Source organism: Chryseobacterium sp. HNCC26DJ238, from assembly GCF_057180465.1.
In genome coordinates this window covers 219,630-242,086 of record NZ_JBXUGI010000004.1, presented here as the reverse complement: position 1 = coordinate 242,086, position 22,457 = coordinate 219,630, and the positions used below count along the sequence as shown (strand labels likewise).

Below are 22,457 nucleotides of genomic sequence, written 5' to 3'. Positions count from 1 at the left end.
ACATCGAATGGATAAAATATAAGGATCATCAAGCCTCTGTTTAAAAGAGTGAGAATCCGTAATCCTTCAAAAAATTATATGCTTATTAATAATGCTAGACGAAATATTTCCACAAGGCTTTTGTTAAAATTCAGATACGCTCCAGTCTAATGTTCTGCAAGCACCGCTAAATACTTCTTATATAGCACGATAAAAATTTTATCCAACAAAATCAGCAAGGCAAATCTTATGATATAATTATCATATCTGTTATCAACATTTAATAATTCTGTGAGAGTTGGTAAATTTTCCTGATAGGATAAAGTATTATGTGCACACCTGTTTCTATGTTTATACAACAAGGCATATTTGTCTTGTAGAACATTTTCAAATAATCTGTCTTCAACAGCAAAGTGAATATCTTTAATCAAATCGCTTTGATTAGTTACAAAATCATCAAAGCCACTTTGAGCCCAGGTAGATAAATTAGAATTTGAACATATTGCTTCTAGTTCATCTACTGTTTCTTGTCTTATTATGCGTTTTTCAAGACTGCTAATCTCACCCGCAGAAAGATCGTATTTTTTTATACAATTTATCAGATCTTTATATACGCTCTTTTTGTCTGCATAAGAAGAACATTCTCCCAATGTGTTTTGTGTGTATCGATAATATCTGTATTCATAATCATTAGTTGCCAGCTCCCAACAAATGCATTTCATTTTTTGTTCCTGTGAGCCTGTCATTCTTAAAAATGCTGATTGAAAAATATGCTCACTTAAAGGATAGGTTTCGATACCACTGCCGATAGCGTAGCTAGCAGATGCCGCTTCATGGAGAATATGAGTTATGGGAGACAAAATAAAATCTTTATGTTTACTCATTTGTATATTCATTATAAATATCAATTGAAGACTGGATACGCTCTTGTAAGTACTTCAATGCACTTGGTGCTTTTTTATGTGCCTCGCTACCTTTAAATTCTGTTATTTTGGTCTTTACAGCATCTTCCAATTCATCTTTTTTGGAAAGGTCGATACTCTTGCTTTCAAATACAATTACGTAAATCAAACCGAAAAGATAAACATCCATATCAATAATGGACGGAAACTGCTTCTGAAAATGCAAATCATCAATTGTTTTTTCTAAACTTTCGAGTCTTGTTTTGTAATTCCCATCGGGGAAAATAGTTGAAAAGTTTTTGAATAGTGAAGAGGTTCTTGCCCCGATAACCGAGTAGATAAAATCTTCATAATAGGATTCCATTTTAGGTTTGTAACCAGCTGCAATTTTATTGCTGATTCCATCTTTTGCATATTGGGACAACAAGGCTAAAAACCTGACAAAATCGGCTTTTGTTTCCTGACTTACTATTTTTATTGATATCTCTTTACTGAACTCTGGATCAAAATATTCGGCCAGATTCTCATTTAAGAAATATAAAGCAGCTCGGCTTTCCTGTGCCAATAATCTTTCCCCTTGGATATTGATGTTCCTGAACACTGAGGAATAGTATTTTTGTTGCGTTTGTGTATCATTGGTTTGAGGAACTAAATAGGAAAAGCCAAGAAATGTATTCTTCAGAAAGTCATCATCAATACCAAAATCCACAAGTTTATAATTACCGGGTGCTATTTTTGAGAGAATGTCTACTTTATTTCGTCCCTTTTCGACCAGTTTTTTCAAGTTCCAACTCAAAATATTGTCAAGTACGACAGGAGCAATTTCTTCGTCGTCGTCATTTTCATCAGCAATTGGGCTCACATCCTCTATAGTTGCCCTAAATGTGACTTTGTCTGGGTATAATCCGAGGTGCGCTAAAAGGATGCTTGTCAGTCTTTGTTGGCCATCAAGAATCAAATTCTGGTTTATACTGCTTGCATTTTTAAAAGCTCCGATAGTGATGGGGGGAACAAATTGTTTGTTTCTAAAGGTCTCAATAAGTGTCTTTACTTTCTCTTCATCCCAAACAAATAATCGCTGGTAAACGGGAAGTATAATGTTTTCTTTCAGCATTAAATCAATCCAATGCTGTAGTGAGTACTGGCCATAGTAAATCCGGTTTTCCATTTTTAATTTCAGTTTATTTTGGTATTAGTTTTTACTTAACATTTGCACAAAAGCGCATATAAACAAATCTACTAAAAAAATATTATTTCCAATAAGTAACATCCTTTGAAAATCTCAAGATGACCTGATGGAAAAATTTTTATTACACAATTAATGATCCGAAGAATGAAAATATTTTCGGAATTCCGTTTAAGCAATAAAAACACTTTTTATCAATGGCTTTATTAGTAGCATCTAGAATATTTACATAGTAATGTTGCCTTTATCCTTAAATAAATCTAGTAGATTGCTATACTATTTTTGGCCAGGAAGAAGGAATTAATTTTTCAGTACCACTTTTTGGCCACTTATATTTCGTAGCATCCCTAAACTTTTTATTACTTCCAAGATATGCATGCTCTAACACAATTACTTGTAAATCTTCATCATTTTCAACCTGATTAAAAATAAAATCAAAGTGTTTAGCGAGAGCCAACCTATCATCGTCTTTATAAGTATCCTCATCTCTAACATCTCTCTCTTCATCACTATTAGAATAATATGGGCGACTTACTTGATCTAATATCAAGACCGCAGGCACTGAAGCTTTACGTTTACCCAAGAACTTCTGAAAAGCAAATGCTAAGGCCAAATGTATACTTAAATAATTTTCATCAGACCCCACACTAGCAAAATCAAGTGACTTTTGATCTTTATCAGTAATTATAATTTTGGGTCCTTTTAAAAAGAAATCGATACGGGCACCATCACAAGGCGGTCCTTTAGGTAAATCTTCCAAATTTTTAGTTGCATAGTCCGAAATTTTTCTCTGTGCTATCTCTATTTTTTCAGCCCTCTCACTTTTCCCATAAAATAATCCAATATTATCAAGTTCTGCTTTATAATTTTCATATTTTTCCATATTATAGTGTTGAACTTCAGATTGATTTTCTAAATAATAAGAGATACGCCCCACTACTCTAGCAGCTTGTTGAAATTCATGTAATCTAGAAGTAATAACTTCAGATTCTTTAATTAAACTAGTTATAGAAGTTTCCACTTTTTTTAATTCATCATTCTCCAAATAAATCTTTTGGTCAAGTTCTTTTAAATATTTTGATACATTAGGTTTATGTTTGCTTACGATAACACGTTCTTTCTCCAAAATAGATATAGACTCATAGATTCTCTTTGACTGCTGGGTTGGACTGGACATTTCAGAATTACAGATCGGACAGTTACTTTCAGAATGTTTAAAAAATTTCTGAACATCCAGTTTTGCGAGTTGATTATCTAGTACCAGTGAAAAGTCACTGGCCATTTCTTCATTGGCCTTCGCCAACCTTCTCATTCTTTTTAGCTCATTTAATCTAGATAAAATTTCTCCCTTTTTAGCTAGCTGGTTCTCTAATATTGCAGCATCCTCGTATACAAAAATTTTGTTGTCATCCAATGTTACCTTTTTCAAAACATTAAATAATTCCTCTTTTGTGATAGGGATTTCATTTTCAGGAACTATCCTAAATTGTCGAGCTTCGTTCAGCAGTAAAAAACCATCTTCATATATCTTACTTTGATTATTCTCAAATTGAAGTTTTCTTTTTTCCTCAGAATCTATTGCTTTAATGAGCAAAGACTGCCGTTTCATCGCATCTAGCTCTTCTTCATCCATAGCTCCTAAAAAATAAGGTAATGCTTCAGTAAAGCTTTTTGTAAATATCCTGTCATCCAAATGATGCATTAATGTATTTCGACTATCAATTACCTCTTTATCTAGAAATATAAAAGGAGTTATATAACGTACTGAAATTTTGCTTGAAGTGACGTCCGGAGATATTTCTTCAGTAATTCCAAATAAATGTTCTAGAACAATTTTTATACTATCTTTATTACCTGCTCCCTTTAAATCTTGCGAACGATTAGGAACCTCTACTTCTGTTCCATAATCAATAAACATTCTAGAAGAAGATTTACCTGTTTTCGTAACTTCTCTTGCTACATAAAATTCACTTTCTCTGTTTTTCCATTTACAACCTACATGAGTTATTCGTTCGGTTATAAAACTGGCGATGCGCGAAGAGCTAGAACCAAGGCAATAATCAATTGAATCAATAATTGCAGATTTACCCGTGGCAGATCCACCTGTAATAATGGTTACTCCTTTGTTAAATTCGATACTGCGAATTTCACCGTGCTTACTATAGAAAACTAACTGCGTAATATTCCACCTACTCATAATCTAATACCTAAATGATTAAAAATTGTTTTTACTGATTGAACTTCTCCAGTCCATGCACCTAGACGAGCTGAAAACTTAAAATAATTTTCTATCAAATCATTATTTGGACTCTTTATCAAATTATTCGTAGGAAGTAACTCCCCATTATCATTTACTTCTAAAATCTTTCTGGAGACACCATATTCTAAAGCAGGTTTAGTGATTTCATAAGTATCTTCTATTCTTCTAGTTAATCCTATCACCAAATTTGGATTATTTTTAACCCAGGTTAAAAATCCGGTCTTTATATTTGTCGATTCAAAGGTCGTTTGTAGATCACCAGATAATATTATGGGTAGTGGAAGAATTATCAATGGAAAAGGTATAGGTTTTTCTTTTACAGCAAAATATCCTTTACAAAAGTTATACAGAATGACTGAACAAAATGCGGGATTCGTATTTGCAAAAATATCAATACTATTCATCTTCATCTTTCTTTGTTATTAATTTTTTATAATTTACATGCCAACCTATTTTTAGAACACTAGATAACATTTGATAACTTCCTCTAATAAGATCTGGATTAGTATAAGTATTAACAATTGGGGTAATTTGTAAATGTGCTTCTTTATGAGACCACTCCAATAATTCTCTCCCTTTTTTCTTAATCTCTTCCTCCGTTAAATTCATTGAATCAGAACAGTGTTCATCAAAAATATATGACCATTCTTCTATCAAAGTCTGGTCGTAAACATCTAATTTTCGAACTGTTGAAATTGTATTATTCATCCAAATATCCCGTTGAATTCTCGCCTTCATTTCTGTTTTGTAAGATCTTCGCTTTTGCGACTCTGTAGCCTCGATGATCTCCAACTGTTTACAATGAATGGGATCTGGATTAATAACAGCAGGAAATTCCATATCTTCTAAATCATTAGTAAAAGGGGTCTTATAAAGCTCTGCATTCTTCTTACTAATAAACTCCAACAACTCTGATTTTGATATTTGTCTATTTCTTTCTCCTGTTAAAGATTCAACAGCTTCACGATCCCACCATGCGAGGGTATATTTTGCAATCACATCTATATTCTCTGACATAACTGTGTACTTCAACCTACCAGCAACTTCTTTTTTAGCTTGATCTATTGTAAAACAGCCTGAATTAAGAATAATTTTCGAAAGCAATCTCTGTTGTTTTATAGGTGGCAATTTCATAAAAGCCTCACATCCTTTAAAACGTTTTTCAAATGGTAGTACCCTACTCTTACTTCCTAACGAAAGAGTACTGTTGTAAATTAGTGTATTTTCTCTCGCGTTCAGGACACGATTTGCTTCCTCAATGAGCAAAGTGATTAAGACACTGCGGTCACTTCCTATAGTAGTTAATACTGAAAGAGGATTACCATCTTCTAATTGAGCAACCGTTGACAAAGTGAATACAACTTCCTCGATAGATTCGGAAGCTGCATAATCGCTCCAAATTCGCAGAGTACGCCAAAGATTATCACTTTTTAATGATATTTTGGGATTTTCTTGAATAGAATGCTTCAGCTGATGTAATTCTTTTTTTTCACCATTAGTAATTGTAACATCATCAAGTGTCTCTATTCCAACACTTGCGTTTTCATCAGCATCAAATAGAAAAATCAGTGCATAAATCGCCTGATAGTAATATCCCAATGCAGACCCAACGGCACTATGTGGAGTCTCATCCATTTTTATTAAAATTAAAATGGTCTAAAATTAAGCTAAAAATCATGGTTAATAATTTATTATTAGACTTCTAATATACTAAGTTTTTGAAAAAATTTTATACAAAAATTCTATAAAATGAATTTTAAATTCTATTTTTTCATAATCAAATCTAGATTAAAATCGCTTCTTAAAAATACGGAAAACCGTATACCCCAAATATTTCATTTCATCCTTTCCTGCTGAAGATAATCATATCTTAATTTCAGCCATTCCAAATGTTCCTTCTTAAATTGTCTTCGACCCAACTCCTTGTCTACAATTTTATGAAGAACAGCTTCCACTTGTTTTGTAAATTGTCTCATAGTAGAAATAAGATCTACCTCTTCAATTTCTTTTTTTCTTCCTATCAGACTTAAATTACTACCCCATTTATCAATGCTTGTCATTGCTAATCTATAAAAATCAGTGTCCTCGTCTTCTCCAGCGTGTAGATAACTGGTTGTATGTGAGCCTAGTTTATTTCTAAGTTCGATAATTTTTGCAGATTTCAGATCAGCTCTAATTTGTTTTTGGCCATCAAGATTAAACAATCTTACCAGATCAGTAATAGCTCCTAACTGAAGATAGTAAGCATTCAATACTCCGTAAAGCCTTAAATACTGTTCTCCGTGGGAATTAGATTCAGTAATTAATCCATTTTTAAAAACTTCATCGATAGCATATTGTGAATCCTCCAGTAAATCTATACAAGCTCTGAATAAGTCCGGATCATAATTTTTCTCAAATTTCAGCACTTTTGTTAATTTACTTTGATATTCATCTTCATCAGAAAAATTTTTCACAGGTACATATCTTAAAATTCCTAAAAGTATTTCTGCATAAATAGCCACCGTTGAGGTAGAGTCCAAATATTCTTTATCAGGCATATTTAATTCTATAATTTATATTAAAATCCGATCTATTTTTCAATGTTAAACAATGGGTTTAACAAATTACATTGACTGATTCCCCATTCATAGTATTCTGCCTCATTTTCTGTGTATAAATTGCTTTCAAGAAGACACCTTTTTCTTTCATTTAGATAATTTAATATTTGTTGTGATTTATCAAAGTTTTCAGCATCCATCATCAGTTTTTCGACCTCCCTTTTTTCCTCTTCAATCTTCTTTTTCTTCTCTTTCTCCTGCTCCCTGACGATAGCCTGTTTCCGCCAACTTTCTTTTAACTCTAAATGATATTCATGCGAATATTTTGCATAAAGTTCAATATATGCAACCACGCGAATTAGTTTTTCTTCCATAGCAGAATATGGGGTATCTTTCCATTCTTTACGATTCCAAGTATCTTCATACATTTGCACGCACAAAAATTCTGTCATCACAAAATCTCTTGAAATATATTTACCATCATCATTCGTCTCATACTTTCCAACATTTCGAATACTTAAATGAATTTCTCGATCTAAAATCTTAATAATATTTTGATCATTACGGTGTGCAAAACTTATAGGTAGATATCCTAATAAAGCTCCCATAGGATTTATCAACGTAACATTAATTGATGGTAAAAAAGCTATTGTGCCTAAAGAACCTGAAGCTGAAATTATAAAATGGGTTTTCAGTCAAGTTACTCAAAATCATCATAAAATATCTGAAATTAGTAAAATAGCTAATGAGAAAGGATTGATATGCTCACGATCATACTTTTCCGGATTTTGCGCAATCCAATTTATTGTGGAATCATATCAGTTAAACTTAATTATAATAAAAGACAGATGATAAATGGATTACATGAACCATTAATATCTGAGGCATTATTTGATCAAGTTCAGTCTGTTATAAATACAAAAAGAAAAACGACAGCTAAAAGAGATGATTTAAAAGAAATGTTTTTTCTTCGAGGCTTTTTGACTTGTCCTGTTTGTGGTCGAAAACTTACCGGGAGTTTTTCAAAAGGTAAGCAGAATAGATATCCCTATTACCATTGCGACAATCGTTGTAAAATTAGAATTGGTGCAGTTTTACTTAATAACAGTTATCAAAATAAACTTCAAGAATTAATCCTAGCAGATAACATGATGGAATTGTTTAAGAATATTTTGGAAGATCAGAATATAAAGACTCAGAAAGCAAGTTACTTGTATGCTCAACAATTAGTAGACAGAAAGATGAAAGAGGAAAAATTAACGCTTTCTCGAGGCAGAAAATTATTTATAGCAGGAATATTAAAGATCGATGATTATAATGAATTAAAACAAGAAAGTCAAATAAACACAAAAAATCTGAAGAAAGAAGAGCGTGACATTACTGTTAATTTAAGAGTAATCGATAAAATTAATCAAATGGAAAGTAAAACATTCCGTGAGGTTTTCCAAAAATTTGCCGAGTTTGATACTTCAGATAAAAAGCATCTTGTGAATCTTATTCCTCCTGTCAATATTGATTATAAAACCGGAGATCTTTCCTTACAACTAAATCAAGCATTTTCAAAAATATTGTCAAAAAAAAGTAATCGCCAAAACAATAGGAAAAATGAATTTCATTGATAGAAATGTTTCAGTAGAACAAGCGATTCTTATTCTGGCCAAGAATGGTGTTCAGGTAAATGAGAAAGAAGCTAAGGATATATTAGAATTGCTATATTTAGTAGCAAAAACCTATAATAAGTCAAAAGAGAGAAAAAGCTCTGACATTAAGGAGATTTCGAACTCTTAATGATTGTAGATTAGAAGCATATTGTGGCACTTTCAGACTGTTTAATTCAAACAGACTAAGCATCTTACGTTTAAAATATCGAACACAAAATGTAAGATTATAAAAATTTGATAAATAGGCATTTATATATAAAAAAAGGAGACAACTATTTATTAGTTGTCTCCTTAAGTGACTTCGGAGGGGTTCGAACCCCCAACCCTCGGAGCCGAAATCCGATATTCTATCCAGTTGAACTACGAAGCCATTTTTTTGACTAATGAGTAATTAATGATAACTAATGCATCATTATTTATTACCAATTACTCATTATTCATATTTAGAATGTAATCTTAACACCTCCCAAAATCTGTGCACCTAAAACTTTGTAGCCCTTGTACGTCTGATATTTTGAGCTGAGAAGATTGTTTCCGAGTGCAAAAATACTGAAATTTTTGTGAACTTTGTACTCTGCAGACAAATTTAAATCAGCATAACCACCAACTTTATCATTTGTATCTTCTGCAGACTGAAACATCATCGCAGGGTTCCCCACTCCTTCAAGAGCGTAAGAGTTTGTAGTTCTGTCGCTTGCGAAGATTCCTTTGAAGCCTAATGAAAGCTTTTTCTCAAACATTGTATATTTGGCACCGATGCTTCCTGTTACTAAAGGAACGTTATAAATATTGTCATAGTTCTTTAAATCATACTTTAAAAACCTCACATCAGCATCAACAGTCAGATTTTCTAAAGGAAAATACTGGATGCTCCCCTTGATATCGCTCACATTTCCATCATCATAGACGGCAGAAAAAGTATTGGCAAAATCATACGCCGGACGGTCAGACGTGAACGCATTGTCAAATAAGGTATTGCCTTTAAAAAACATGATATTTCTCATCTTTCCGAATCCGGCAGAGAAATCATACTTGAAAGCCTCATCAATATCACCTCTCAGACCTGCATAAAAATGATATTGCGTTTCCGTGGGTCTCAGCATCTGATCTGAAACCAGAAACGGGTTTTCCTGCAGCAATTCACTATAAGTATTCAGCTTCAGACCTCCGTCAACTCCTCCGTAAAATTTAAATTCTTTGGATGCAGCCACCTGAAATTCGGCCTGGGGAAACCAGTATGTTTTGTTATTTTTTAATTCTTCACTTAAAATAAGGCTGGAGTTTCTGGCGTTCAAAAATGAGAACGAAGAACCGATCATTAAATAAGATTCACCTTTCGCAAATGTTACTTTCGGAGCCAGGCTGGCATTAAAAAATGTTGATGAATTTTTATCCAGAATTGCAAAATCAGTTTTTACGGTTTCCAACCCCACTCCCAGATCAGCATTCATAACGATACCGCTTTTCGAAAGCTCTACGGCATGTTTTGAGAAATTAGCGAGGATGGATGCCTGGTTTTCTTTTGCATCAAAATGATCACTAAGAAAAGATGATTTTACCCTTACATCGTTTAGAATTTCATTAGAATAAAAGTCATAATAACCGTTTACCTTGAACTGATTCACTTTCTGCTTCAGATCTACATCTGCGGAAGGAGTCAGTGCATAAATCCCGTAATAGTTATAGTTATCCAATCCATACTCTGCATTGACATTGATTTTTCCTTTCTCTCCGTAAGAATTAAGGAAAGCTCCTAAAGTCGCTGAACTCTGATCAGAATCCCATGCGTAAACTTTCTTCAAACCATTGGTGGAAAGTACATGAACATCTGCCCCCACTTCAATCTTGTTCTTAAGGGTTTTAGAAATATTCGCATCTGCCAGAATTTTCCCGTAATTTCCCATTCCAAACTGGAAGTAGTTATTCTGAGCCGTTCCGTCAAATTTTGGGGTAACATCTTCACCCTGTATAGTAGAGGTTTTAAAATCCGATACTGCCGGAACATCTGTAATGGTATATTTTACAGGATTGGCTGATTTTTCCTCTGGCGGATAGTTTTTAACCGTCTCTACAGAAGTTTTTTTCTTCTCAATCTTTTTTACTTCCGGTTCTCTTTTCTTATTAAGAATCAGTTTTTCTTCTTTGATCTGAGAAAACGCCACCGACGAAATTCCCAGAAATAATATAGATAGTATTTGAATTCTTTTGTTCATTGCTTATTTTTTGATGCATGCATTATGTAAGATATACAATGTATTTTCATTGTCGCTTTTTACATAGTACATTGTACTTTTTTACTTTTTAATCTGCTTTTTCACTTCTTTAGCTTCTGCAACAATTTCAGGGAAATCTGCATAGTTGGAAATAATCTGATCACAGGTATAGCTGGCCTGATAGTTATCTTTGAGTCCAATATAGTTTTTCGCCATCAGAACCAATGCTTTGGCACCCCAATAATCTTCCGAAGCGTAGTTGTTAGCAAGTTTAAAGATGGTTTCATTAGATGATTTGAATGCTTTCCCTTTATTCTGATAAAAAGCTTTTGCATATAAGGCTTCTGCAGCAACCTCTGTATTCGAAGATTTCTCAAGTGAAACATATGCAGTCTGTGCATCTTTATCTTTTCCAGAATTCATCAGGCTTCTTGCTTTGATCACTTTTGCCGTTTCGATGACCGCAGCAGAGTTTTTATTATTGGCGATCACTGCATCGGCTAATTTTTCTGCCTGTGAGAAATTCTTTTCTTCTGCATACATTTTCATTAATTCTACATTGGCATAATTTCTTACACTGATATTTGAAGAATTTCTGATGTTTTCGAGACATTTTTTAGCTTCTGCTGAATTTCCCTGAGCAATATAGATCTGAGCAACACGGGTCTGTGCATCGTCCTGATAATCATTCTGAACATTGGCAATTTCCTGTAAAACCAATAATGCTTTAGTCGGATTACTGGTCTGGTAATAACTTTCACCCAATTCGTACTTAGCCTGGTAAAGACCTTCACCTGTCGGGTTCTGAGTTAAATATTTTTCGTAATAAGAGATTGCATTTTTGTAATCTTTTTTATTGAAATACTGCTTACCGGTTGACAAATTGATTTCGTCAATTTCAGAAGCATCAATATTAACTCCGATATTTCTTGCAAAATCGGAATATCCGGATACATCACCGTTTTTAGTAAATATCGGTTTTGCAGCCTGAACGATTTTCTGTGCGTAAGCTGTATTTCTATATTGCTCTCCTAGAGCTTTCAATTCAGAAAGTGCTTTTTCATTTTGGTTCAGATCGATATAATTCTGTGCTCTGTAAATTGCTGCGTTAGCAACAAGATCTCTATCAGAAGAGGATTTAATTACTTTTCCAAAGAAATCATTCGAGCTGGCAAAATCAGACTGAGCTGCATAAGCTACCCCAATTTCATACTGGGCATCATCAATATATTCGGATCCCGGATATTTTGAAATCAATGATTTTAAGTTGGTGATTTTCGCTGCATTATCGTTTTTAAATCCTAATGCCAGTGATTTTTGATACAACGTATAATCCGTAGCATCTTCGTTTTTATCATAAATCGCAATTGCCTGATCGAGATCATTATTAGCATAGTTGATATCTGCCAGACGGAGTTCTGCGTCATTTTTAAATTCAGGCTTCGGGTTTTTTAAATATTCGGTAAAATACTGTTCTGCCTGATCGAATTTTTTAGATTTAAAATAAGCATATCCCAAATCATAAGGCAACTGCTGTTTTTCAGGGAACGTTTCGTTCTGAAGTTTTTCATAACGGGCAATCGCAGACGGATAATTTCCTTTCTGATAATAGACCTGCCCAAGCCAATAAAGAGCCTGGCTGTTAAATTCTTTATTGATATTAAACTCTAAACTTCTCAAGAAATATCTTTCTGCCTCATCAAAATTCCCTTTATTGAATTCTTCAGTTCCCAATAAGTAAGAAACTTCCTGATCTACTTTATCGGTTTCGGGAGTGGAATTCGGTAATTTATCAATTGCATTCAAAGTCTCTTTAAAGTTACCGGAATACAGGTATGACTTTACCAAAAGAGATCTCATCTCTGTATTTTTCGAACCGTTAGGATTCGATGTAATATAATTCTGAATCACAGTAGTCGGGCTCTCAAACGGATTCCCTATATCGTAGCCTAATTTTGCATACTGCTCGTGCGCCAGTTTTTTGACTTCAGCATCGTAATCCATCTGATAGGACGAACGGAATGCCGACAGGGCTTCCTGCTTTTTATCAACTGCCAGATAAGCATTCCCCAACTGATAGTAAGCGTTCTGAGCCAAAGCCGAATTACTGTTGATCAGCTGATTGTAGTAAGAAACGGCTTCGTCATATTTTTTAAGCTGTGCTGCTACAAATCCCATTTCGTAAAGGTCATTTTCAGACGGGTTTTGCTGAACACTCAAATAATCTTTTAAATGAGGATAGGCCGACTCATAATCCTTCTTCATGAAATAACTTTCACCGATGATTTTATGAACCTCAGCTTTATAAGATTCTGATATATCTTCATTCAGTAAAGCATTTCCTTCAGAAATTGCCTTATCATAATCTTTATCATTGTAATACATCTGTACATAATACGGACGTACCAGTTTTGAGAATTTAGGCTGATCTTTAACAGAATCAAAGTATTCAAATGCTTTGTCATTCTGTTTGTCTGAATAATACAGATGGCCCAACATGTAAGCCACATCACCTTTTTCAGATTCGTCCACTGTTTTGTAGGCCTCTTCCAGTGCGTCAATTGCCCCTTTGGAATCTCCCATCATAAATTTAGCATATCCCAGTTTCAGAATATACTGCGTATTTTCTTCACGGGTCAGCTGATACTGATTGACCTTTTTTAAGGTTTCGAGAGCTTTAGGAAAATCTTTTTTAGCCAGATAGTAATCTGCCAAAGGAAGATTGGCCTGTGCAAAATATGCAGAGTTTGGATATTCCTTCATAAAAGCAGTCAGTCCTTCTTCCGCATGATTTTTCTGCAGGATCACTCCAATGACATTATCAAAAAACTGGGCAGCTTCCTTTTTAGAATGTGCCAGGTTCTGATTGTAGAAATACTGACGGGCATATTCGTATTGGGAAGCGTTGTATATTTTGGTCTGATAAAGATTCTGGGCTAAGTTAAACCTGTAGTTTTCCTTTTGGGTAAAGTACTGTGACTGTTGCGCTTCGGAAACACCGAAATAGAAAACAGCAGCCGCTAAAAGTATTTTTTTTGACTTCATTAATATCAAATTTTAAAATGGGAAGATCTTCAAATTTAAGACCATTTATTTTAAATTCCGGATAAGTTTTTATCCACAAATTATCAACGAAAATATCGAAAAGATATTGCATAAACAAGTCTTTTCACACAATGTTAGTTTGTGGATTAATATTTAATACTAATTAACTTTTCAGTAAGAAGTATTAAGAAAATCTTAATTATTTAACAGAAATAATTACATTTGTTTTTTTCAACTTTATATAATTATTGAATGAATCAACTTTTCAGAAGGAAAAACTATTCAGCAACAGATACTTCCACCAATCTTCTTCGGGTTTTAGGAACCTGGGACATCGTTTTTTTCGGAATCGCAGCTATTATCGGAGCAGGAAGTTTCAGCAGTCTCGGTGAGGCTGTCTTCAGAGGAGGACCAGGCGTTATCCTACTCTACCTCATCTGCGGTTTTGCATGTGGTTTTACCGCATTGTGTTATGCAGAATTTGCCAGCAGAATTCCTACAGCCGGATCAGCGTATACCTATGCTTATGCCAGTTTCGGTGAACTTATAGCCTGGATCATCGGCTGGGCACTAATCATGGAGTATTCTTTCGGAAATATCTACGTTGCCTTTTCATGGTCAGATTACTTCACCAGCTTTCTGGGAAGACTGAATATGCATATTCCGGAATATCTTACCTGCAGTTATACGGAAGCAAAAAAAGCTTTTCTGAACGGTTCTGAAAACAAAGAACTCATCAGCGCATGGACCAGCGCTCCTCTGCTGGGAAGTTTAAAATTTATTGTTGATATCCCCGCACTGGTGATTAACGGATTGATTACCTGGCTGTGTTACCGTGGAGTGAAAGAGAGTAAGAATTTCAATAACTCGTTGGTTATCCTGAAGCTTGCCGTTATCGTTCTTGTCATTTTAGTAGGTTATTCATACATCAATACCGACAACTGGACTCCCGTAAGTTTAGAAACCGGAACCCAGTCTTTTATGCCGAACGGTTTTGCAGGCGTAATGAGTGCCGTTTCAGGAGTTTTCTTTGCCTACATAGGTTTTGATGCCCTGAGTGTACTTTCAGAGGAAACAAAAGACCCGCAGAAAACATTACCAAAAGGAATGATTATCTCCCTGGCTCTCTGTACGGTAATCTATATCTGTCTGACTCTGGTTTTAACCGGAATGGTGGACTATAGAAAATTCGATGGCGTCGGAGACCCGTTATCTTTTATATTTGAAAAAACAAATGCCAATGTAGCCTGGATGGAACTTACCGTTTCGTTTGTAGCCATTGTAGCAATAACTACTGTATTGCTCGTATTCCAGATGGGACAGCCAAGAATCTGGTATGCCATGAGCCGTGACGGGCTGATGCCTCAGAAATTTCAGACCGTACACCCTAAATACAAAACACCTTCGTTTGCGACCATTATTACCGGTCTCGTTGTGGGAATTCCTATCATCTTCACTGATAAGAGTTTCATCCTTGATTTTACGAGTATCGGAACTATTTTCGCCTTCGTACTGGTTTGTGCAGGAGTATTGCTTCTTCCGGCAAAAGAAAAGATCAAGGGCAGATTTCACCTTCCTTATATTAACGGTAAAATTATTTTTCCTGTGATTTTCATCGGAGCTCTAATAGGTTTCTATTATTTTCAGCCTGCTTTTTTTGAAAACTTAATGGACTGGAAAGATCCCAAAGAAGGAGAATTCAGAGCTTCTATTTTCTTTTTTATTATTGTCAATCTGATTCTTTGCCTTGTAGCTTTCATTAAAAACCTGTCTCTGATTCCTTTAATCGGACTGAGTTCATGTTTATATCTTCTTACGGGAATGAGTCATGAGAACTGGTTCTGGTTTGGTTTATGGCTGGTGCTGGGACTGATCATCTATTTCTGTTATGGTCACAGACACAGTAAATTAAGAAACACCTGAGATACAGATAATTAAAAATAAAAAAAGGCAAAACTGTAGAATTACAATTTTGCCTTTTTTTATGCTGTCAGATAATTGGCGAAATTATTGATGCGGTTTGGATGAGAACTTTAAATTAGTAATGCCATGTCTGAAAGAATCAAAACATACAGAGAGTTCTATGAGTTTTATCTTGACGAACATCAAAAGACAGGAACACGTATTTTCCATTTTCTGGGGATCCTGTTTGTTTTTGCAGTGATTGCCTTTGTTATTTATTCCGGGAAGGAGAGATTCCTCTGGTATATTCCGATATTCGGATACGGTTTTGCCTGGCTGAGCCATGCATTTATTGAGCGGAATAAACCTGCGACCTTCAGGTATCCATTGTGGTCGCTGATCTCTGATTTTAAACTATTTTTTGAGCTGTTAACCGGAAAGCAGAAATTCAGAATCAAAAAGGAAAAATAAGAATAGCAAACGGATTACTGATCTTTTTTTACTAAATCGAAAAAGGTGTTATTCTCTAAGATTCAAATTCCTGAAAAACGGAGCTATTTCAATTCCTTTAATTTAGAAAAGCACTAATTCGTATATGATCTAATGCTGAAATAAAAGGAAAATTGTCTCAATGTCTCAGCAAACAAATAATTTTATATAATCAAATATCATCAAAAATCTTTTTATGAAAAATATAATAAAACTTATTTTATCTGTGTCTATGCTGTCTGTTTTAGGCCAATGCAAGCCTAAGGCAAATTCGGTCTCAACAACTGCAAATGTGAAAACATTCATCGTTGCTTCACAGACTGTAGACTGCACCGGAGTAGCTCCAATGAAATGTCTGCAGGTGAAAGAAAAACAATCTGACCGCTGGGGAAATTTCTACAGCAATATTGAAGGTTTTACCTATGAACCCGGATTTGAATATATTTTAAAAGTTAAAACAGAAAAAATCACCAACACACCGGCAGATGCTTCTTCCATTAAATATATCTTGCTAAAGCAGGTCTCCAAAATAAAAAAATAAAAAAATCCCTTTCAAAGTTTAATTGAAAGGGATTGGTATTTAAGCTAAAAGCTTTTAATATTCATTGTTCCTGTCCTTTGGAGGATTAGGCTGTTGCTGAGCTTTGGTAAACTCATCCATTTTCTGAGTAGCCGCCATAGAGACAACAAGATCATTCAGCATCGAACTCGCTGCAGTAGGTGAATTTGGAAGTAACACCAGGTTGCTTCTATTGTTTGCTCCAATAGAGTTCAGGGTATCATAATGCTGGGTAACGACTATTAATGCAGAAGCTTCCTGTGCATTGATATTGGCTGCATTCAGCATTTTTACCGATTCTTCAAGACCTTTTGCAATCTCTCTTCTCTGATCGGCAATCCCCTGTCCCTGAAGTTTTTTAGATTCCGCTTCAGCTTTTGCGACTGCAACAATTCTGATCCTCTGTGCCTCAGATTCATATTCTGCAGCTGTTTTTTCACGTTCTGCTGCATTGATCCTGTTCATGGCGTGCTTTACCTGCTCATCCGGGTCAATATCTGTCACCAAAGCTTTGATGATATCATATCCATAGCTTTGCATCGCCTCCTGCAATTCGCTTTTGACAGCAATCGCTATATCATCTTTCCTTACAAAAACATCATCTAATTTCGTTTTCGGGACCTCAGCACGTACAACATCAAATACATAAGAGGTTATTTGGTTTTCAGGATTTTCCAATCGGTAGTAGGCATCTTTTACATTTTCTCTGATCACCTGATACTGTACTGAAACCTTCATTTTAATAAAAACATTATCAAGCGTTTTGGTATCAATAATAACATCCAGCTGCTGAATTCTCAGATTCAGACGCTTTGAAATCTGATCCAGAAAAGGAATTTTCAGATGAAGACCGGCATGGCTTACCTTCAAAAATTTACCTAATCTCTCTACAACCGCAGCAGATTCCTGCTTGACCGTAAAAAAGGAAGCGAATAATGTGATCAGTCCGAAAAAGACCAGAATACCTAAATAAATCATATTGTATAAGTTTATGAGTGAGTGGATAAGATACAATTTTAAAAGTGAAAAATCAAATCTGATTTCTATATTTAACCACAAAGGATCAAAAATAAGGATTTATTAAAATTTACAAAATGTAATCTTAATATTGGTTCACTCATGCAATTAAAAAAAAAGCTAAAATCTTTACACCCTTCAGAGATAAAACAGGATTCACTTAAAAAAACAATACATTACATCGTCATTCCTATGTCGATACCCTTAATTTTCCGGTATAGATCTGTCGCATAATTATCTGTCATCCCAGAAACAAAATCGATCACACCCAGCGTTTTCTGATAATCACTCCCCTCTTCATAGACAAACTGTTTCGGAAGCAGTTTCAGTGCCATTTTATCATATGATTTTCTTTCATCTTTATGCTTCAGGACTGAAGGAATAAAATGATCAAGTAATTCGTACATAACGTTATACCCGGCATTTTCAATTTCTACAACCGCTTTATGGTTGTAAATTTTTTCAATAGAAAAGCTTTCGATATCCTTTAAAGCTTTGTTATCATCCCTGTAAATATCAAGCAGAGCTTTATCTAAATTCCCCGACAGAATCTTATCAAAATTCAGCTTATAAATTTCCAGGGATTTATTGATCAGGGCATTAATTACTTTAGCGCGCAGGTAGGAGATTCTTTCGTTGTCATTGGCAATCGCAGAAAGCTTATCTTTCACTCTTTTGATATCGTCAGTTTCAGATTTGACCAGTTCAAAAAATAGGTTTTCGCATTCAGCGGTGGAGACGATTCCCAATCGGTGAGCATCTTCCATATCAATAATATTGTAACAGATATCATCCGCAGCCTCTACCAGCCATACAAAAGGGTGTCTTTTAAAAATATGCGGTTCTTCACTTTCTGAAATAAGGCTTGTGGCTTTGGCAATTTCCAGGAAAGTTTCTTTTTCATTCTGAAAAAAGCCGAATTTCTTACGATGTAAAATTCCTTTTTTTCTGGCAATGGCTTCACAGGGATATTTGGCAATACTCGCTAAGGTGGCAAAAGTAAGCTGGGCACCACCGAGATCCTTTCCCTGCTGCTGATGCGCCAAAACTCTTATGGCATTGGCATTTCCTTCAAAGTTAACGAGGTCAGCCCATTCTTTTTCTGTATATTTTAATTTAAGATCTTTTTCGTTTTTATCAAAATAACTCGCAATTGCGTCTTCTCCTGAATGTCCGAATGCGGGATTACCCACATCATGGCACAGACAGGCGGCGGCAATGACATTTCCCAAATTAAGCTGATAAAAATTTTCAGAATCTTCTGTAAGATCGTTCTGATGGTTTTCAACAATATATTCACCGATAATACTTCCCAAACTTCTTCCTACCGACGATACCTCAAGAGAATGGGTCAAACGGTTATGTACAAATACACTTCCCGGAAGCGGAAAAACCTGTGTTTTATTCTGCAGTCTCCTGAAAGCCGAGGAAAATATAATTCTGTCAAAATCTCTCTGGAAATCGGTACGTGAAGCTATGGTCTGTGGGTTGTTTCCCGTTCGCTGATTCGTAAAAATCCGGTTTAAATTCATCATTTTCCAAAATTAATTCAAATTTTACTTTTAAAGGAATAATATTTGGATTTTTGTTGAAAACAATACGATGCCGGAAGGACCTACTATTATTCTCATGAAAGAAGATCTTCTAAAGTTTGAAGGTCATAAAGTATTGGAAACTGACGGGAGTTCAGTGCCCGATTCCCCTGATCTCACAGGACAAATTCTTCGTGAAGTCAAAACTTTCGGAAAGCAGACGTACCTTATTTTTGACAAGGTGATTTTTAAGATCCATTTGCTTATGTTTGGTGCTTATAGTCTGTATAAAAGAAAAGATATTGATACGCTTCGGCTGGGATTGACGTTCAAAGACGGAGGAATGTATTTTTATACCTGTTCTGTTAAAATCATTGATGAAAGTTTTCTGCAGAAAATCGATTGGGAAGCAGACATTATGAGCGATAGGTGGAATCCTGAAAAAACAGAAAAGACTTTAAAAGCAGCCCCTAAAATGATGATCTGTGACGCGCTGATGAACCAGGATATATTTTCCGGTGTCGGTAACATTATAAAAAATGAAGCATTGTTCAGAGTCGGGATTCATCCTGAAAGCCTGATTGGAAATATTCCTCCTAAAAAATTGAAAGAAATCATTTCCGAAGCCAGAAATTATGGTTTTGATTTTAAAAAATGGAAGAGAGCGAATGTCCTCAGCAAACATTTCCAGATTTACCATCAGAAAAACTGTCCGATCTGCGGCGCAGAAGTCATTAAAAAAGATACCGGCAAAACTAAGCGAACGAGTTTTTTCTGCGAAAATGATCAGGAACTGTATTAAAATTTAGTGAGATAAATTCTCACACACATTCACAACTTATCACTGCAAATTATTTATTTTTAGCTTACCGATAAGTCTAACATAACTCCCATTTAGATCAGAAATGGGAGTTATTATTTATCACTATGCATCACATTGCAACATATTTGAATTGTCAATTATTAATTTCAAATTACACAATTGTTAACATAATGATAATATTTTACGATTTAAACAATCAATTTAATTAATTTCACGTTAAAATAAAGCAGTTTTAATTTTAATAAATCGTTAAAAATAAGCGCTAAACTACTGATATACATCATAATTAATTCATTTGGAGTTTCATTTTAAAGACGTAATATTGCATTATAAAATTCGCAATAAATATTAATATAATTAAAAATTCAAAAATTATGATCGCAATTATCGGTTTCGCAACATGTGCAGTATTAGTTTCTTCTTACATCGCAACAGTAAAAAGAGAAAATAACTAATTATCTTCTAAAATTAGCAGCCTGTTAAATCATTTTATCAGTTGTTATTTTTATGTTTGCAGTTGATTAACTGCCCGCTCTTTTACTCAGCCGGAGTAAAAGAGCGCAAAAAAACATAATAAACAATGACTTCTGAACTCAGGCAACTTCAAAACTCAGTTTTTTCAAGGCTCAATTTTAAGATGACCTGTATCGGACAAGATCCGGAAAGTACAGAATATCACGGCCATCATTTTCAGGCAGGCCAACTCCGCTTTCAATTCAGAAAAGCGAAGATCACTCCAAAAAAAATCGGACAGTTTGTAACTTTATGGAAGAGAAATCCTGAAAACAACAAAACCGAACCATTTACTGACGAAGATCCTTTCGATTTTTATCTGATTTTCTGTAATGATGAACAGAAATCAGGATTTTTCTTATTTCCCAAACCTGTTTTAATTCAAAAACAAATTCTTACCTCGCTTTCAAAAGATGGTAAAAGAGGTTTCAGGGTATATCCTGTATGGGATTTTCCTGAAAACAGACAAGGGCTGAAAACTCAAGCCTGGCAGAAAGATTTCTTCATCGATTTTTCAGACACTCAGTATTTTGAAAAACTGAAAGCCATTCTCCATTTCTAAATTTTTCTTTTAAAAAAGAAGGTGGATCCCACTAATTGGTTTTTAAAAGAAATCTGCAGATCAGCGGGAAAAGATTAAAAAGCTACGATATACAGGATTAAATAGTAAGGTCTGTTTCATCTGCGATTTTAAAGAATTATCTTTGCTTTTAAAACAGCTTAAATACCGCTCAACAATGAATCTGTACAACCTCATCATTCAGGACAAAGAAGAAGTAACGCTCGATGATGTTTTCCTTGAACCCAAAAATAAAGAGCAGTTTGTACAGCTCATCAAAGAACAGAAGTATGTGAAAGAGCTTCAGGATTGCGGACTTCCGGTCAACAATAAGGTTCTTCTGGAGGGAAGCTCAGGCTGTGGAAAAACCATGACGGCAAAAGCAATTGCGAATGCTTTAGGTAAAAATATCATCATTCTCAACCTCAGCAATATCGTTTCTTCGAGAATCGGTGAAACTTCGCAGAATATCAAAATGATTTTTGACAAAGCTGCAAGGGAACGGTCCGTTCTTTTTCTTGATGAGCTGGATCAGATCGGGAAAGCGCGTGGAAGCGATGATAAAGATGTAGGCGAAATGAGACGACTCGTTAATACCTTGATTCAGCTGATCGATTATTATCCCGAAAATGCCCTTCTGCTCTGTGCTACCAATCATGCAGAAATCATTGATACTGCAATCATCAGACGTTTTCAACTGAAAATAAAATACGAAATGCCATCAACAGAATTTCTGGATCGTTTTTATGACCGCCTTCTTGCAAAATTCCCTGAAGATTTAAGAAATATTGAAAGGAAATACAGCCTGTCTTTTGCAGAAGCCAAAGATTACACCTTTACAGTCGTAAAAGGAAGTCTTATTAAGAAGTTGGAGTCCGTAAAATGAAGTTGATCAATATTTTTTTTGTTTCAACCACGCTGCTTTCCTGTACTGAAAAATATACAGGAGAAGTTAGTTTTAAATCCTGCAAAATAAAATATCATGTGTTGGATGAGAAGGAGGAAGAGGAAAAGTACGGTCAGAATATGGTTGGTAATCAATGGAGATTTGAATCTGCTAAACAACAGTTAGCCATTTGTCTGTGCGAAAAATATCTACAAAATAGGGATGAAGAAATAAAAGAAAAGATTCTGGAAATCTATCGTGATAATTTTGAATATTATTATAGAGATATTAATCACAAACCCATTTATTTTGATTCAATTTTAAAGAACAGAAACGAAATTTTTGACTATAGAATTTTGATCGATTAAATATATCAAATTATTTTTTGATA

Annotated in this window: 20 protein-coding genes and 1 tRNA gene; 9 read left to right on the top strand and 12 right to left on the bottom strand. The window is 34.7% G+C overall.

The genetic code is table 11. The features are described from left to right. Positions 1–146: 146 nt before the first annotated feature. The 7 genes from AC2A07_RS05575 to AC2A07_RS05545 form a co-directional block, all read right to left on the bottom strand. Positions 147–863 carry a hypothetical protein gene (locus AC2A07_RS05575; protein ID WP_484049594.1) on the bottom strand — a complete coding sequence of 239 codons (717 nt, stop codon included), beginning with the start codon at positions 861–863 and terminating at the stop codon, positions 147–149. Continuing rightward, a complete protein-coding gene (locus AC2A07_RS05570; RefSeq protein ID WP_484049593.1) occupies positions 856–2,049 on the bottom strand; it encodes a DUF262 domain-containing protein in 1,194 nt (397 codons plus the stop codon). Before AC2A07_RS05570 ends, AC2A07_RS05575 begins: the two co-directional genes overlap by 8 nt. A gap of 289 nt (positions 2,050–2,338) precedes the next feature. Next, positions 2,339–4,264 (bottom strand): DUF3732 domain-containing protein, encoded by a 1,926-nt coding sequence (locus tag AC2A07_RS05565; protein WP_484049592.1) that lies wholly within the window; start codon positions 4,262–4,264, stop codon positions 2,339–2,341. After that, positions 4,261–4,731, bottom strand: coding sequence for a three component ABC system middle component (locus AC2A07_RS05560; protein WP_484049591.1), 471 nt, complete (start codon positions 4,729–4,731; stop codon positions 4,261–4,263). Before AC2A07_RS05560 ends, AC2A07_RS05565 begins: the two co-directional genes overlap by 4 nt. Beyond that, a complete protein-coding gene (locus AC2A07_RS05555) occupies positions 4,724–5,962 on the bottom strand; it encodes an ABC-three component system protein (protein ID WP_484049590.1) in 1,239 nt (412 codons plus the stop codon). Before AC2A07_RS05555 ends, AC2A07_RS05560 begins: the two co-directional genes overlap by 8 nt. 200 nt (positions 5,963–6,162) lie before the next feature. Continuing rightward, positions 6,163–6,867, bottom strand: coding sequence for a hypothetical protein (locus AC2A07_RS05550; RefSeq protein WP_484049589.1), 705 nt, complete (start codon positions 6,865–6,867; stop codon positions 6,163–6,165). A gap of 32 nt (positions 6,868–6,899) precedes the next feature. Next, positions 6,900–7,475, bottom strand: coding sequence for a hypothetical protein (locus tag AC2A07_RS05545; RefSeq protein ID WP_484049588.1), 576 nt, complete (start codon positions 7,473–7,475; stop codon positions 6,900–6,902). A 153-nt stretch (positions 7,476–7,628) separates the two neighbouring features. Here AC2A07_RS05545 and AC2A07_RS05540 point away from each other — a divergent pair, with 153 nt between their 5' ends. Then, positions 7,629–8,486: a recombinase family protein gene (locus AC2A07_RS05540; protein WP_484049587.1), complete on the top strand. Its 858-nt coding sequence runs from the start codon at positions 7,629–7,631 to the stop codon at positions 8,484–8,486. Further along, on the top strand, positions 8,473–8,655 hold the full coding sequence (locus AC2A07_RS05535; RefSeq protein WP_484049586.1) for a PTS sugar transporter subunit IIBC: 183 nt from the start codon (positions 8,473–8,475) through the stop codon (positions 8,653–8,655). The genes AC2A07_RS05540 and AC2A07_RS05535 overlap by 14 nt, the downstream gene beginning before the upstream one ends. 169 nt (positions 8,656–8,824) lie before the next feature. Here AC2A07_RS05535 and AC2A07_RS05530 read toward each other — a convergent pair. The 3 genes from AC2A07_RS05530 to AC2A07_RS05520 all read right to left on the bottom strand — a co-directional run bounded on the left by AC2A07_RS05530 (position 8,825) and on the right by AC2A07_RS05520 (position 13,786). Then, positions 8,825–8,898, bottom strand: a tRNA-Arg gene (locus tag AC2A07_RS05530). A 73-nt stretch (positions 8,899–8,971) separates the two neighbouring features. Further along, positions 8,972–10,741, bottom strand: a complete 1,770-nt coding sequence (locus AC2A07_RS05525) for a TonB-dependent receptor (protein WP_484049585.1) — start codon at positions 10,739–10,741, stop codon at positions 8,972–8,974. Between the two features lie 81 nt (positions 10,742–10,822). Further along, entirely contained in the window at positions 10,823–13,786 is a 2,964-nt protein-coding gene (locus AC2A07_RS05520; protein ID WP_484049584.1) for a tetratricopeptide repeat protein, read from the bottom strand. A gap of 252 nt (positions 13,787–14,038) precedes the next feature. Here AC2A07_RS05520 and AC2A07_RS05515 point away from each other — a divergent pair, with 252 nt between their 5' ends. The 3 genes from AC2A07_RS05515 to AC2A07_RS05505 all read left to right on the top strand — a co-directional run bounded on the left by AC2A07_RS05515 (position 14,039) and on the right by AC2A07_RS05505 (position 16,718). Further along, complete coding sequence (locus tag AC2A07_RS05515) at positions 14,039–15,709, top strand: APC family permease (protein WP_484049583.1); 1,671 nt, start codon at positions 14,039–14,041, stop codon at positions 15,707–15,709. Between the two features lie 126 nt (positions 15,710–15,835). After that, entirely contained in the window at positions 15,836–16,159 is a 324-nt protein-coding gene (locus AC2A07_RS05510) for an Mpo1-like protein (RefSeq protein ID WP_484049582.1), read from the top strand. Positions 16,160–16,373: 214 nt separating this feature from the next. After that, a complete protein-coding gene (locus AC2A07_RS05505) occupies positions 16,374–16,718 on the top strand; it encodes a DUF4377 domain-containing protein (protein WP_484049581.1) in 345 nt (114 codons plus the stop codon). Positions 16,719–16,772: 54 nt separating this feature from the next. Here AC2A07_RS05505 and AC2A07_RS05500 read toward each other — a convergent pair whose 3' ends face one another. Beyond that, entirely contained in the window at positions 16,773–17,714 is a 942-nt protein-coding gene (locus AC2A07_RS05500) for an SPFH domain-containing protein (RefSeq protein ID WP_484049580.1), read from the bottom strand. Between the two features lie 215 nt (positions 17,715–17,929). Continuing rightward, positions 17,930–19,285, bottom strand: a complete 1,356-nt coding sequence (dgt, locus tag AC2A07_RS05495) for a dGTP triphosphohydrolase (RefSeq protein WP_484049628.1) — start codon at positions 19,283–19,285, stop codon at positions 17,930–17,932. Between the two features lie 70 nt (positions 19,286–19,355). On the opposite strand from dgt, the gene AC2A07_RS05490 reads away from it, so the two are divergent. From AC2A07_RS05490 to AC2A07_RS05475, 4 genes are all read left to right on the top strand, one after another. Continuing rightward, a complete protein-coding gene (locus AC2A07_RS05490) occupies positions 19,356–20,087 on the top strand; it encodes an endonuclease (RefSeq protein ID WP_484049579.1) in 732 nt (243 codons plus the stop codon). A gap of 601 nt (positions 20,088–20,688) precedes the next feature. Then, on the top strand, positions 20,689–21,183 hold the full coding sequence (locus AC2A07_RS05485; protein WP_484049578.1) for a MepB family protein: 495 nt from the start codon (positions 20,689–20,691) through the stop codon (positions 21,181–21,183). Between the two features lie 175 nt (positions 21,184–21,358). Next, positions 21,359–22,066 carry an AAA family ATPase gene (locus AC2A07_RS05480; protein ID WP_484049577.1) on the top strand — a complete coding sequence of 236 codons (708 nt, stop codon included), beginning with the start codon at positions 21,359–21,361 and terminating at the stop codon, positions 22,064–22,066. Continuing rightward, complete coding sequence (locus AC2A07_RS05475) at positions 22,063–22,434, top strand: hypothetical protein (protein ID WP_484049576.1); 372 nt, start codon at positions 22,063–22,065, stop codon at positions 22,432–22,434. Before AC2A07_RS05480 ends, AC2A07_RS05475 begins: the two co-directional genes overlap by 4 nt. Positions 22,435–22,457 lie beyond the last annotated feature (23 nt).

Excerpts from the sequence above, each read along its gene's own strand:
- AC2A07_RS05505 (WP_484049581.1), top strand. The coding sequence starts at position 16,374 with ATGAAAAATATAATAAAACTTATTTTATCTGTGTCTATGCTGTCTGTT.
- AC2A07_RS05480 (WP_484049577.1), top strand. The coding sequence starts at position 21,359 with ATGAATCTGTACAACCTCATCATTCAGGACAAAGAAGAAGTAACGCTC.
- AC2A07_RS05575 (WP_484049594.1), bottom strand. The coding sequence starts at position 863 with ATGAGTAAACATAAAGATTTTATTTTGTCTCCCATAACTCATATTCTC.
- AC2A07_RS05545 (WP_484049588.1), bottom strand. The coding sequence starts at position 7,475 with ATGGGAGCTTTATTAGGATATCTACCTATAAGTTTTGCACACCGTAAT.
- AC2A07_RS05570 (WP_484049593.1), bottom strand. The coding sequence starts at position 2,049 with ATGGAAAACCGGATTTACTATGGCCAGTACTCACTACAGCATTGGATT.
- AC2A07_RS05555 (WP_484049590.1), bottom strand. The coding sequence starts at position 5,962 with ATGGATGAGACTCCACATAGTGCCGTTGGGTCTGCATTGGGATATTAC.
- AC2A07_RS05520 (WP_484049584.1), bottom strand. The coding sequence starts at position 13,786 with ATGAAGTCAAAAAAAATACTTTTAGCGGCTGCTGTTTTCTATTTCGGT.
- AC2A07_RS05535 (WP_484049586.1), top strand. The coding sequence starts at position 8,473 with ATGAATTTCATTGATAGAAATGTTTCAGTAGAACAAGCGATTCTTATT.
- AC2A07_RS05560 (WP_484049591.1), bottom strand. The coding sequence starts at position 4,731 with ATGAATAGTATTGATATTTTTGCAAATACGAATCCCGCATTTTGTTCA.
- AC2A07_RS05515 (WP_484049583.1), top strand. The coding sequence starts at position 14,039 with ATGAATCAACTTTTCAGAAGGAAAAACTATTCAGCAACAGATACTTCC.
- AC2A07_RS05540 (WP_484049587.1), top strand. The coding sequence starts at position 7,629 with ATGCTCACGATCATACTTTTCCGGATTTTGCGCAATCCAATTTATTGT.
- AC2A07_RS05510 (WP_484049582.1), top strand. The coding sequence starts at position 15,836 with ATGTCTGAAAGAATCAAAACATACAGAGAGTTCTATGAGTTTTATCTT.
- AC2A07_RS05565 (WP_484049592.1), bottom strand. The coding sequence starts at position 4,264 with ATGAGTAGGTGGAATATTACGCAGTTAGTTTTCTATAGTAAGCACGGT.
- dgt (WP_484049628.1), bottom strand. The coding sequence starts at position 19,285 with ATGAATTTAAACCGGATTTTTACGAATCAGCGAACGGGAAACAACCCA.
- AC2A07_RS05550 (WP_484049589.1), bottom strand. The coding sequence starts at position 6,867 with ATGCCTGATAAAGAATATTTGGACTCTACCTCAACGGTGGCTATTTAT.
- AC2A07_RS05500 (WP_484049580.1), bottom strand. The coding sequence starts at position 17,714 with ATGATTTATTTAGGTATTCTGGTCTTTTTCGGACTGATCACATTATTC.
- AC2A07_RS05525 (WP_484049585.1), bottom strand. The coding sequence starts at position 10,741 with ATGAACAAAAGAATTCAAATACTATCTATATTATTTCTGGGAATTTCG.
- AC2A07_RS05490 (WP_484049579.1), top strand. The coding sequence starts at position 19,356 with ATGCCGGAAGGACCTACTATTATTCTCATGAAAGAAGATCTTCTAAAG.
- AC2A07_RS05475 (WP_484049576.1), top strand. The coding sequence starts at position 22,063 with ATGAAGTTGATCAATATTTTTTTTGTTTCAACCACGCTGCTTTCCTGT.
- AC2A07_RS05485 (WP_484049578.1), top strand. The coding sequence starts at position 20,689 with ATGACTTCTGAACTCAGGCAACTTCAAAACTCAGTTTTTTCAAGGCTC.